Here is a 12,445-nt window from a genome sequence, read left to right on the forward strand (position 1 = left end):
CGAGCGCACCCCGGCGCCGCCCATCGCCGCGGTCAGATGCACAGCGAGCCTCCGCCGTCGACGGTGAGGGTCGCGCCGTTGATCCTCCGCGCCCCGTCCGAGAGCAGCAGCAGGACGGCCTCGGCGACGTCGTCCTCGGTGCAGAGCCGGCCGCCCGGCGTGCGCGACTCCCAGTACGGGAGGATCCGCTCGTGATCCGGGTAGTTGCTCGTCACGTGGCCGTAGATCGGCCCGGCGGAGACGCAGTTGACCTGCACGTTGCGCGGGGCGAGCTCGACGGCGAGCGCGCGCGTGAGCGACTCCACCGCGGCCTTCACGGCGCCCATGGCGCCGAAGTGCTCGAGGTACCTCGACGAGCCGTTCGACGAGAGCGCGACGATCCGCCCGCCGCGGTGGCGCTCCATCAGGCGCGCCGCGCGCAGGGCGCACAGGTGGTAACCGATGACGTTCGTGCGGAAGGCCAGCTCCCAGTGCTCCGGGGTCGTCTGCTCGAGGGGGCCGAAGCGGCCGTTCGACGCGTTGCTGACGAAGTGGTGCAGCTCGCCGACGTCGCGCGCGATCGCGTCGAAGAGCCTGTCGATGTGCGCGGGGTTGGCGACCGAGCCCCAGACGTGCACGGCGTCGCCGCCGGCGCCGCGGATCTCGTCGGCGACCGCCTCGCCGTCGTCCCGCGAGTGGAAGCTGTTGACGACGACCCGCGCGCCGGCGCGCCCGAGCTTCGCGGCGATGGCGCGGCCCAGCCCGCGGCTCGATCCGGTCACGAGGACCGTCTTGCCCGCGAGCGCCACCCCGGGGGCAGGGAGCGCCCGCTGCGCCGCGGGGGCCGCAGGGGCGCGCGCCGCGGTGACCTGCGCGGGCGGCGCGGACTCGACGAGGCGCGCGAGATCGCCGACCGTGCGGGCCTCGTCGAGCGCCACCTCGAGCGCGCCCGGCTGGGCGCCGCGCTGCCAGAGGAGCGCGCGGAGCTCGTCGCGGCGGCGGAGGTCGACCCCGAGGTCCTCCTCGAGGCGCGCGTCGGGGACGAGCAGATCGACCGGGTGGCGGGTCGCGTCCGCGAGCGCCTGGACCACGACATGGAGCGCCTCGCCCGCGTGGCCATTGGCGTGCCTTCCGGCTTCCACATGACCATTGGCGTGCTTCGCCGCCTCCACATGACCATTGGCGTGCTTCGCCGCCTCCACATGGCCATTGGCGCGCCCTCCAGCCTCCACGTGGCCATTGGCGTGCGCTCCGGCCTCGACATGGCCATTGGCGTGGTTTCCGGTCTCCACGTGACCATCGGCGTGCTCTCCGGCCTCCGCGCTGGCCGCAATCGTTCGCGACAGGAACTCGCTGACGCGGGCCACCGTGCGCAGCTCGTCGGGCGCCGCCTTGAGGGCGTTCGGGAGACCGAAATCGGCGCGCAGCGTCGCGAGGATCTCGCCGCGCTTCACGGAGTCGATGCCGAGGTCCTGCTCCAGATCGGCGTCGGCGACGACGACCGCGTCGGGGTAGCGCGTCATGCGCACGAAGACGGAGCGAACATGGTCGAGAAGATCATGAGATTGCATCGTCGAAACCTCGTGTTTGGTGAGTGCCATTCATCCGAGAGCCGCGCCCTTCGGGACCGGGACGGCCGCGACGAGCGCGAACGCACCGGTCAGTACGGCCCGGCCGAAGAACTGCCCGCCCCGCGCGCCCAGCGCGAAGGAGCGGACCGAGGGCTGCGCGAGGCGCGCGCCCCCCGGCGGGAACGCGACGTCGATGTCCTGGAACGAGAACCGCGCCGGCAGCGCGAGCGCCCCCGTCTTGTAGAGCGCCTCCTTGGCGCTCCAGAGCAACGTCTCGAGGGCGGCGCGCGGGGCGCCCGCCGCGGCGCCCCGCGCGAGGCCCTCGCGCTCGCGCGGGGTGAAGTGCTCGTCGGCGAAGCTCGCCGCGCGCGCCTCGACCCGCTCCACGTCGACGCCGACCGCGCGCGCCGTGGTGACCGCGGCCGCGGCGAGCTCGCCCGCGTGCGAGAGCGACAGCGCGAACGCGCCGTCCTCGAAGCCCGGGCGACGGCCGGACGGCCCCGTCACCGCACAGGCGAGGTAGGCGGCGCGCGGGTGCGCCTCGAGCGAGGCCGCGTCCAGCGCGACCAGCGGCGCGCCGCGGCCGGCGGCGAGCTCGAGGCGCAGCCACTTCGCCGCGACGCGCGCGCACGCGGACTGCGCCCGCCGGGCCGCGACGCGCTGCGCGGCGCACGCGCGGCGCTCGCCGGCCGTCAGGTAGGGCTCGAGGCGCGCCGCGGCCTCGGCGTCCGCACGCGCGACCGCGATGGCGAGCGGCGGCGTCACGGCGCCCCCAGCGTCAGCGTCGCCTGCGCCGCCGGGCGGGCGTCCGCGGCCACGTGCCCCACGACGCGCCCCTCGAGCCCCTCGACCTCCAGGAGCACGCCGCCCGAGGGGTCGAGCGCCTGCGCCCACGCGCCGAGGACGCGGTCGCCCGCCGCCGTCGGGACGGTGGCGACGAGCCGGACGGGGACGCCCGCGTCGCGGAGCGCGAGGTCGTTGGCCGCCGTCCCGAAGCGGATCCGGTCGACGCCGCCCGCGGCGCACACCGGGAACGCGCCCGCCTCGTCGCGGCGCAGGGTGCCCAGCGACAGGAGCGCGTCGAGCAGGAGGAACGGCGTGGCGGCCCCGCGCTGCCCTGCGAGGGCGCCGTCGGTCGTAAGGCGGAACCGGGCCTCCTTGAGCGCGGCCCCGAGCACGAAGGTGCCGAGGTGATCGAACCAGCCCGCGTGCCGGACCGGCGAGCCAGGGCTCGCGTACGGGTCGCGGACCAGGGGCCCGTCGACCCGCCCGGTGTGCCGCGGAGCGAGGCCGCCGCGGTCGACGTGGATCGGACCGAGCTCGACCACGCAGGTCGCGAAGACAACGCCGGCGCGGAGGATCACGCCCGACCGGTGGACGAAGTCGCCGCGCACCTCGACGGCGCACGCGACGCGGCCGCCGGCGAGCCGCTCGCGGCGGGTCGTCACCGCGCGCACGGCGCGCGGCGCGTCGTCGGCGAGGCGCAGGAACTCGAGGAAGCGCACGTCGCGCACCTCGCGGACGAGCGCCCCGCCGCCCGAGGTCGCGAGCGCGTGCCGGACGGCCAGGTCGACGAGGAAGGCCCCGGCCGCGACGGCGCTCGAGCGCGCCCGGTGGTCGGAGAGCCACGGATCGACGCGTGGATCGAGCGTCCACGCGCTCGCGGACACGCCGTCCGCCGCGACCACCGCATCCGACGCGTCCTCCGCGACGATGCGCGGAGCGAAGCGCTCGATCTCGCCGTCGCCGAGCAGGACCTGGGCCGCGCCGGCGGGCGGCTCGGCGACGAGGTCGAGGAAGATCTGCCTCCCCTCCTCCGGCTCGACGCCCCGGAGCCCGCGCGCCGCGCCGAGCGCGCTGTACTCGGACCCGGCGGTCATGCCGACGCCGTTCCAGCCGAGCCACGCGATGCTCGACCACGGGCCCGCGCCCGCCTCGGCGGCGAAGTACGCCGCGGCGCGGTTCATCGCCTCGTTCGCCGCCCCGTAGTCCGGCTGCCCGTCGTTGCCGAGCACGCTGAACGCCGACGTGACGAGGTGGACGTGCGGGCGCGCGTCGGGCAGGTGGCGCGCGAGGGCGCGGCGGAGGTGGGCGAGGCCGGCGAGCTTCGTGTCGACGATCCGCTCGAACAGATCGAGCGGCTTCGACGTGAGCCGGCTCGACACCTGGATGCCGGCGCCGTGCACGACCAGATCGACCCGGCCGTACGCCGCCGCGACCGCCGCGACGGCGCGGTCGACGTCCTCGCCGCGCGTCACGTCGACGGCGTGGTAGTCGACGACGCGGCGACCGGCGCCCCCGGCGCGCAGCTGGGCGAGGACCCGGTGCACCTCGCGCGCCGCGCGGAGGCGCGCGTAGCGGTCGCGCAGGACGCCCATCCGCAGGCCCGGGCTCTCGCGCAGGGCCTCGGCGTAGAAGTCCCGCTCGTACGCGTCGAACGCCGCGTCGGACATCGCGAGCGCGCGGGCCGGAGCGTCCTCCAGCCGCGAGCGGCCGAGGAGCACGGCGCGGCAGCCGAAGCGGTCGAGCAGGCCCTCGACGAGCTCCGCCGTGATGCCGCGCGCGCCGCCCGTGACGAGCACGACCGAATCGGCGCCGAGCTGCGGCACGGCGCGCGCGCGCGGCCTCGCGGAGGCGCGGGCGAGCTGCACGGCGTGCCGCGCGCCGCCGAGATCGACCACCTCCTCGGGCACGGCGGGCGGGGCGTGGCGCCACTCCTCGGAGAGCGCGCCGAGCGCGGCCACGGCGTCGCGCGCGTCGGTGTGCACGACGCGCACGTCGCCGCCCGGGAGCTCGCGCGCCAGGGATTTCACGAAGCCGCCGACCGCGCCGCTCACGGGCGCGAGCCGCCCGTGGAGGTCCACGGCGGAGGCGACGACGGCGGCGAAGGCCACCTCGCCGCGCGCGATGGCGCCGTAATAGCGGCGCGCCGCGCCGAACAGCGCGCGCAGCGCCGGCCTGTACGAGCCCGGCGCGCCGTCGACGAACGCGAGCGCGTCCGTGGCGCGGGTGAGCACGACGACCGCATCGACGTCATCGGGGGCCAGTGCCGCGAACGACGCGCCGAGCCGCGCCTCGTCACGGGCGTCGAGCGAGGGCGCACCGCCGGACGCCTCGGCCCTAGGCGCCGCGAGGTCGCGCGGGGTCCCGGGCTCCGCCGCGCCGGGCGCCTCCTCGACGGCGAGCGCGAGGACGCGCGCGCGCTCCTCATCGGAGCGGGCGGCGCACCGCACCTCCGCGGCGAGCGCCGCGTCGGTGCAGACGTAGAGGACGCGGGACGGGACGCGCGCCGCCGGCCCCGTCGCCGGCGCGGGGGCGATCTCGGGGACGAAGCCGTGGATCGGCGTGCCCGTCGCGAAGCCCGAGGCCTCTCGCGCCGGCGCGACCGTCGCGGCCTCGGGGGGCGTGACCTGGACGGCACGGGGATCGGACGGCCAGCGCACCAGCGCGGCGCCGTACGCGCGCGCGCCGCGGATCGCCGCGTGGAGCTCGACAGCGCCCTCGGCCCCACGCAGCCGCGCGCTCGATCCGCCGACCGCGAGCTCGCGGGCCGAGGGGCCCCGCCCCGCCGCGCCGGCGGCGCCCTCCGCCGCGCCGGCGACGAGGTGCAGGCGAGCGAGCACCGGCCAGGCGTGGCGCGCGGCGGTGTCCTCGGTGCACAGCGCGACGAGCAGCGCCGCCTCGCCGACCGGCCGCGGGTCACGGGTAGCGGACGCGCCCCGCGCGACGTCGTCGCTGAAGGCGTTGACGGCCCCCGCGAGCACGACGTCGCAGTCCTCGTCGAGCACGAGATCGGCGGCGACGAGCGCGTCGAGCAGCGAGGTCGCCGAGGTGTCGACGACGAAGTTCGGCCCGCGCAGGCCGAAGACGTTGGCGACGCGCCCGGAGATGACGTTGGGCATGTTGCCCGGCTGCGTGTACGGCCCCGTGGCGGGCGATCCCCCGCGGAGCGCGTCGGCCGTCGCGGAGGCCAGCGCTGGGCTGACGCCGCGCGCCCGGAGCGCCCGCGCCACGCGGTCGGCGAAGATGCGCTCGTTCGCGCGCGCGCCGCGGCGCGTCTTGCCCTCGTGGCCGACGACGACGCCGATGCGCTCGCAGAGCTCGCGCGCGGGCAGCGCCGCGAGCGCCGCCTCCGCGGCCATCGCCGCGAGCAGCTGCGTCGGGTCCATCGCCTCGAGGGCGTCCGGGAGGACCGGCGCGCGGGCCGGCAGCCGGAGCGCGCCCTCGTCGAACACGAGGACGTCCGACGGCGCGCCCGCGGGCGCGCCGCCTGTGGCTGGGAACACGGACCCGAGACCGACGACGCACAGGGCGCGGGCGCCGTCGCGCGGGCGCGCGCGCGGGGGGTGGCGCTCGGGGCGGTGCTCCTCGACGACGAGGTGGGCGTTGGTGCCGCCGAAGCCGAAGCTGTCGAGCGCGGCGCGCAGGGGGGCTCCGCCCTCGGCGATCCAGGGGGTGGCCACCGTCGGGATGGCGAACGGCGAGCGCGCCAGATCGATGCGCGCGCTCGGCGCCTGGAACCCGTGCTGCGGGAAGAGCGTGCGCTCGCGGATCGCGAGAACGACCTTGATGAGCGACGCGACGCCCGCGGTCCAGCCCGTGTGGCCGAGCAGCGACTTGACGCTGCCCAGGGCGATGCGCGGGGCGCCCGCGTCGCCGGCGTCGCTCGCGAACACCTCGGCGAGCGCCTGGAACTCGGTGGCGTCGCCGACGGGCGTCGCCGTGGCGTGCGCCTCGACGTACTGGACGCTCCGCGCCTCGACGCCGGCCCGCGCGTGGGCGCGCCGCATCGCCAGGGCCTGCCCGCGGCGCTGCGGCACCGTGACGGACGGGCTCGGGCCGTCGCTCGACAGGCCGCTGCCCAGGAGCACGGCGTCGACGCGATCGCCCCGCGATCGGGCGTCGTCGAGCCGCTCGAGCACGACGACGGCAGCGCCCTCGCCGAACACGACGCCGTCGGCGGACGCGTCGAAGGGGCGGCTGCCGGTCGCGGAGAGCCCGCCGAACTGCGAGAACTGGCACGCGTTCGTCGGGCCGGGCTGGTAGGCGCCGCCGGCGATCACGACGTCGGCGAGGCCGCGGCGGAGCATCGCGGCGCCCAGGTGCACCGCGTGCATCGACGACGCGCAGGCCGCGTCGACGAGGACGGTGCGCGCGCCCTCCCCCACCACGTCGCGCACGACGCGCGCGAGCGGCTCGAGGTGGCCGCGGCACGCCGCGCGCCGCCCGGCGTCGAGCCCGAGCTCGGCCGCCAGCGCGTCCGCCACGGCGGCGCGGGCCGCCTCGTCCGCGGCGGCGCCGTCGAGCGCGCGCTCGACGCCGAGCAGCAGCGTGGCCTCGTCGTGCTCGATCGAGCCGTCGGCCGTGGATCCGAGGAGGCATACGATCCGCAGGGGCGCGCCGCCGCGGAGCGCGGCCGCGTGCGATCGGGCCTCGGCGAGCGCGCACGCCAGCATGCGGGCCGTCTTGGGCAGCCGCTCGAGCGCGCGCGTGTCGTAACCGGTCTGCTCGGCGTACGGGCCGAGGGCGTCGACCGTGCCGACCAGCAGGCTGTAGGTCTTGTCGGCGGCGCGGCCGCGGTTCAGGAAGTCGGTCGCGAGCTCCGGGTGTCGCTCGCCGGTGTCGGCGATCCCGCATGTGCCCGCGAGCAGCTGCGCGAGGTAGGCGTCGACGCCGCCGGCCCCCGGCAGCACCGCGCCCATGCCCACGATCGCGATCGGCGTCGCACCCGCAGCGGAGGCGGCGGCGGGGCTCGCGGAGCTCGCGGCGGCGGGGCTCGCGGAGCTCGCGGCGGCGGGGCTCGCGGAGCTCGCGGCAGCGGCGGGGCTCGCGGCCTCGCGCGGGCGGCGGCCGTCCGGCTCCTCCTCCGGGCGCGGCGCGACCGCCGTGAGCGCGCGCCCCGCGGCGCGCAGCGCGTCGATCACGCGCCGGTGCTCGGCCACGACGTCTTCTCCGGCGCGGAACGCCGAGATCACGCGCAGATCGGGCCCGGGCGGCGCGCTCCGCCGCGTGAGCGCGGTCAGGGCGCCGCCGCCGCCGCACTCGACGAAGGTGCGGACCCCCGCCGCGTGGAGGTCGCGCACGGCCGCCTCGAAGTCGAGCGGCGTCACGAGGTGCATCGGGAGCAGGCGCGCGGGCGCGAGCGGGCCGTCGCCGTAGTGGACGCGATCGATCGGCGAGTACGTGGCCAGCGCGGGCCGCGCCGCGCCGGCGCGCGCGAGGGCGCTCGCGAACGGACCGACCGCCGGCGCGAGCAGCGGCGAGTGGAAGGCGTAGCGGCTCGCGAGCACCGTCGCGCGAACGCCGGCGCCGGTGAGCCGCCGCTCGAGCGCCGCGATGCCGTCCGCCGTGCCCGACGCGACCGCCTGATCGGCCGCGTTCACCACCGCGACGAACACGTCGTCCCGGCCGAGCGCATGCACCTCGTCGCGCAGGCGCTCCGCGCCGGTGTGGGCGGCGAGCATGCGGCCGGGCGGCGCGCCGCGGAGGGCGAGCACCCGGCGGCACACGACCTCGGCGGCCGTCGCGAGGGGAAACGCGCCGCCCGCGGCCAGCGCGGCGATCTCCCCGAGGCTGTGCCCCGCCACGACGTCCGGCTCGAGCCCGGCGGACCGAAGCAGCGCGACGGCGACGTGGTCCTGGACGAGGATCCCGAGCTGATCGAGATCGACGCACGCCTCGAGGGCGGCCCGCGCCTCCGCCTCGCCGGCGGCCACGAGCGCCGCGAGCGAGGCGCCGAGCAGCTCGCGCGCCGCGGGCTCCGCCGCGGCCACGGCCTCGCGCGCGGCGTCAAAGCGCGCGTAGAGCGCTCGCAGGAGCCGGAGATCGAACGAGCCCTGGCCCGGCAGGAGCAGCGCGATCTTGCCGGCGACGCCGCCGCCCTCCCGTGCGGCCTCCCCGCCCGCCGCGGCCTCCGCGCCCCACCGCGCCCTGTGCGGGCGCGCCTCGTGGAGCGGCCCCCGCGCGACCTCGGCGGCGTGCCGGAGCAGGCGCTCGGGGAAGAGCTCGCGCAGCGCGGAGCCGCCGCGCAGGCAGAGCTCGACGAAGCGCTGGTGCGGAACGCGCTCATCGAGGGCCCCGACGTGCGCCGTCACCGACCTGGGCAGCGGCGCGAGCTCGTCGCTCGCCGAGGCGACGGCGACGATGCGCTGGTAGCCGCACGCCACGGGCTCGCCGTCGAAGCGGACCGTGCGGAAGTAGCCGTACGCGCTCGAGCGCGTCACGGCGCCGAGGGTCATGAAGATCGCGACACGCTCGCCCACGCGCACCGGCGCGAGGTTCCGGCTGTATCCCTCGGTGGTGAGCAGCCGGATCGCGGCGCGATCCTCCTCGTGCGGGAGCGTGCCGTCCGCGGCCTCGGCGAAGTAGAGCGTCTCGCGCGCGATGCACTGGAAGCGGAAGTTCGTGAGGTAGTGATGGCTGCCATAAGCCATGCTGTCCTCGAACTTCACGCAGTACGGAACGACGAAGAACTCGCCCATAGATCCTCTCCACGCAGCCCGCCCGCGGCCGGCGCCAGCGCACGCCTGGCACCGCGTGCCAGCCGCTGTTTCGTGCGCTCCTCACCGTTGCGCCGCTCGGGCTGTTCGAATAAGTGTACCTACACGTAAATGCTCGGAGCGCGCCGCGGGCCCATGGCCCCCGGCCGCGCGCGTGATGCCGCGATGCTCGCCTCGACGCCGCAATGGCCCTGGCGACGGATGACCGATCGATCGAGGGATCGGCCAGCGCGCGCCGGGGCCGCCAGGACCGCCGACGCCGAGCAGGCGTCGTGCGGACGAGGCGGATCCACGTCGTCGAGGACGAGATAGGTGTAGCTACACCTGAACGGATGTCAAGCCGCGATCCTGGCCGTGATTTGACGGACCGGGTCGAAACGGTGTAGATACACTGGTGACCGATTTTGCCCGCGCCGCCCAGATCATCGCGAGCCAGTGCGCCCTCGTGCGCGTCCGCCGCGCGTCGCGCGCGCTGACGCGGCTCTACGACGACAGCCTGCGCGCGGCTGGGCTCCAGTCGACGCAGCTCACGATGCTCGCCGCGGTCGCGACGTGCGGCGACGAGGGCGTGCAGCTCAGCGCGCTCGCGGACGGGCTCGTCATGGATCGCACGACGCTCACGAGGAACCTCGTGCCGCTCGAGAAGGCGGGCCTGCTCCGCGTGGCGCGGGCGCCCGGCGACGCGCGCGTCCGCATCATCTCCCTGACGCGCCAGGGAGAGCGCGCGATCGAGGCGGCGTTCCCGCTGTGGGAGCGGACGCAGAAGCACGTCCGCGAGCAGCTCGGCGAGAGCAGGGCCGACGCGCTCCGCGAGGAGCTCGGCCGCGTCGTGGCCCTGGCGACGCGGCCCGAGAAGGCGGCGGAACCCGAGCGGACGAAGCAGAGGGCGCCGACGCAGCAGAAGGCGCGCTCGGGCAAGCGCAAGGCGACGTGAGATCGCCGCCGCGCGGGGCCGCGCCCGGCGGCGGGCGGGCCTCGTCCTCGGCCGATCGGGCGGCTGAGCGGCGCGCGGCGGGTCAGCGCGCGGCCCGTCGTTGGCGTGGGCGTGGAGCGCGCGGTCGGGCTCGTCGGCGCGGCCACTTGGTGTACGCTCCGGCCTGATCGAGGCGCACCCCATGAACGCGAGCGACCGACGCGCCCCCGGACCGAGCGCCGGTGAGGCCATCACGGGCCTCCTGCACGCCGCCCAGGAGGGCCAGAGGGACGCCGCGGACGCCCTCCTCCGCGCCGTCTATGCCGAGCTCAAGACGATCGCCCTGGCCCGCGTCCGCCACCTCCGCGCCGGGCAGACCCTCGGCCCCACCGCGCTCGTCCACGAGGCGTACGAGAAGCTCTTCCGGGAGGGCGAGGCCCGCTTCCAGAGCCGCGCCCATTTCTTCGGCGCCGCCTCCCAGGCGATGCGCGATCTCCTCGTCGATTACGCGCGCCACAAGGCCGCCCGGAAGCGGGGCGGCGATCAGGTGCGCGCCCCCGAGGAGGACATGCACGAGCTGCCCGTCGCGCTCGATCTCCCCGTCGAGGACCTCCTCGCCCTCGACGATGCCCTGCGCAAGATGAGCCAGGAGCACCCGCGCAAGGCCGAGATCGTGATGCTGCGCTACTTCGCGGGCCTGACCGAGGACGAGATCGCCGAGCTCTCGGGCGTGACGACGCGCACGGTCGAGCGCGACTGGCGCTTCGCGAAGGCGTGGCTCTACCGGGCGCTCCACGGCGGAGATGAGCCCGCCCCTTGATCCGCGCGAGGTAGAGGCGCTCTTCGAGGCGGCGCTCGATGAGCGCCACGAGCACCGCCGGGCGTTCCTGGAGGCGCGGTGCGCGGGCCGCCCGGAGCTCCTCCGGGAGGTGTGGAGCCTGCTCCGGAGCGACGGTGAGCAGCCGGACGGGTTCCTGAAGGGCGCCGCCGTCGCCCTCCCCGGCCGCGACGAATCGCTGAGCCCCGGCACGCGCATCGGGCGGTTCACGGTGCTCGCCAAGGCCGGCCAGGGCGGGATGGGCGTCGTCTATGCGGCCTACGACGCGGAGCTCGACCGACGCGTCGCCCTCAAGCTCATCGCGCCGGGGAGGTTCGATCCAGAGGACCGGGCCCGCCTCGTGCGCGAGGCGCAGGTGATGGCCAGGCTCTCGCACCCCAACGTCGTCCCCATCTACGAGATCGGCGAGCACGAGCGGGGCGTGTTCGTGGCGATGGAGTTCGTCGACGGCCGGACGCTGCGCGACCTGCGCGGCGAGCAGCCCCGCGCGTGGGAGGCCGCGCTCGCCGCGGGGATCCAGGCGGGCCGCGGCCTCGCGGCGGCGCACCAGGAGGGGCTCGTCCACCGCGACGTCAAGCCGGACAACATCCTGATCGGCAAGGACGGCCGGGCGCGCATCGCCGATTTCGGGCTCGCGCGCCTCCACGTCGAGGAGGAGCGGCCCCTCTCCAGCGGGGGCCCCGGAGCCGAGATCGCCGGGGAGGACGCGCTCCGCGCGCCGCTCACGGCCGGGAGCACGTTCATGGGGACGCCGGCGTACATGGCCCCCGAGCAGGCCGAGCGGAGGCCGGCGACGGCGAGGAGCGATCAGTGGAGCTTCTGCGCGACGCTCTACGAGGCGCTCTACGGGGAGCCGCCGTTCGAGGGCGAGGACGTCCGGGCGCGGCTCGACGGGGCGCGGCGCGATCTCCTGAGGCCGGCGCCGGCCGGCTCGAAGGTGCCCGCGCGGGTCCGCGGCGCGCTCGCGCGCGGGCTCCGCGCGCGGCCCGAGGAGCGGTGGCCGAGGCTCGACGATCTGCTGGGCGTCCTCGCCGACGAGCTGGCGAGGAGCTCCGAGTTCGATCTCACGGTCTCCAGGCGCGAGCGCATCCGCTTCGGCCTCCTGATCGGCGCCCTCGGCGTCGTGATGGCGACGGTGGGTATCGGCCGCGTCGTGCCGGTGGTCCGCCCCGTGGACCTCTTCGCCATGGGCTGCGTCACGACGCTCGCGGGGCTCACGCTGCTCCGGGTCTTCCGCCGCCCTCTCTCGAAGAGCGCGGTGAACCGGCGGATCGGCCACGTGGTGAAGGTGCTGCTCGTCGCGATGCTCCTCCACCGGGCGCTCGCCGTGATCACGGACGAGCCCGTGGAGCGCGCGCTCGCGACGAACCTGCTGCTCTTCGCGGCCGTCCACGCGACCGCCGCGCCGAGCCTGCCGAGGGCGAGCTGGCTAGCCGCCGCGCTCTGCGCGACGTGCGCGACGGCCGCCGCGGTCTTCCCGGAGCACGCCGCCGCGATCTACGTCACGGGCGTGCTGGGCTCGCTGACGATCGCCATCGTGGTGTGGCACCTCGAGTAGCGCACTGTCGCCTGTCCCTGGTCGATTCACGGCCTCCGGCGAGCGCTGGAATCCAGCGAGACGATCGTCGGCCGAGCGCCTGACCCC

General features: G+C 76.6%; 6 protein-coding genes. 3 read left to right on the forward strand and 3 right to left on the reverse strand.

The genetic code is table 11. From position 1 onward, the window contains the following. Window positions 1-32: 32 nt before the first annotated feature. Genes WMF46_RS26325 through WMF46_RS26335 form a run of 3 tightly spaced genes read right to left on the reverse strand, consistent with a single transcriptional unit; the run spans window position 33 to window position 9,031 of the window. The gene (locus WMF46_RS26325; RefSeq protein WP_437979719.1) at window positions 33-1,550 is read right to left on the reverse strand and encodes an SDR family oxidoreductase; all 1,518 of its coding nucleotides are present in this window, start codon (window positions 1,548-1,550) and stop codon (window positions 33-35) included. 30 nt (window positions 1,551-1,580) lie between these two features. Beyond that, window positions 1,581-2,315, reverse strand: coding sequence for a 4'-phosphopantetheinyl transferase superfamily protein (locus tag WMF46_RS26330; RefSeq protein WP_437979720.1), 735 nt, complete (start codon window positions 2,313-2,315; stop codon window positions 1,581-1,583). Then, window positions 2,312-9,031 (reverse strand): SDR family NAD(P)-dependent oxidoreductase, encoded by a 6,720-nt coding sequence (locus WMF46_RS26335; RefSeq protein WP_437979721.1) that lies wholly within the window; start codon window positions 9,029-9,031, stop codon window positions 2,312-2,314. Before WMF46_RS26335 ends, WMF46_RS26330 begins: the two co-directional genes overlap by 4 nt. Before the next feature lie 412 nt (window positions 9,032-9,443). Here WMF46_RS26335 and WMF46_RS26340 point away from each other — a divergent pair, with 412 nt between their 5' ends. The 3 genes from WMF46_RS26340 (at window position 9,444) to WMF46_RS26350 (ending at window position 12,358) form a co-directional block, all read left to right on the forward strand. Beyond that, the gene (locus WMF46_RS26340; RefSeq protein WP_437979722.1) at window positions 9,444-9,983 is read left to right on the forward strand and encodes a MarR family winged helix-turn-helix transcriptional regulator; all 540 of its coding nucleotides are present in this window, start codon (window positions 9,444-9,446) and stop codon (window positions 9,981-9,983) included. A 181-nt stretch (window positions 9,984-10,164) separates the two neighbouring features. After that, window positions 10,165-10,782, forward strand: coding sequence for an ECF-type sigma factor (locus WMF46_RS26345; protein ID WP_437979723.1), 618 nt, complete (start codon window positions 10,165-10,167; stop codon window positions 10,780-10,782). Continuing rightward, the gene (locus WMF46_RS26350; protein WP_437979724.1) at window positions 10,766-12,358 is read left to right on the forward strand and encodes a serine/threonine-protein kinase; all 1,593 of its coding nucleotides are present in this window, start codon (window positions 10,766-10,768) and stop codon (window positions 12,356-12,358) included. Before WMF46_RS26345 ends, WMF46_RS26350 begins: the two co-directional genes overlap by 17 nt. Window positions 12,359-12,445: the final 87 nt, after the last annotated feature.

Source organism: Sorangium sp. So ce117 (genome assembly GCF_051524395.1).
Taxonomy (GTDB): Bacteria; Myxococcota_A; Polyangia; order Polyangiales; family Polyangiaceae; genus Sorangium; species Sorangium cellulosum_B.

Coding starts and splice junctions, on each gene's coding strand:
- WMF46_RS26325 (WP_437979719.1), bottom strand. CDS start 1,550: ATGCAATCTCATGATCTTCTCGACCATGTTCGCTCCGTCTTCGTGCGC.
- WMF46_RS26335 (WP_437979721.1), bottom strand. CDS start 9,031: ATGGGCGAGTTCTTCGTCGTTCCGTACTGCGTGAAGTTCGAGGACAGC.
- WMF46_RS26345 (WP_437979723.1), top strand. CDS start 10,165: ATGAACGCGAGCGACCGACGCGCCCCCGGACCGAGCGCCGGTGAGGCC.
- WMF46_RS26350 (WP_437979724.1), top strand. CDS start 10,766: ATGAGCCCGCCCCTTGATCCGCGCGAGGTAGAGGCGCTCTTCGAGGCG.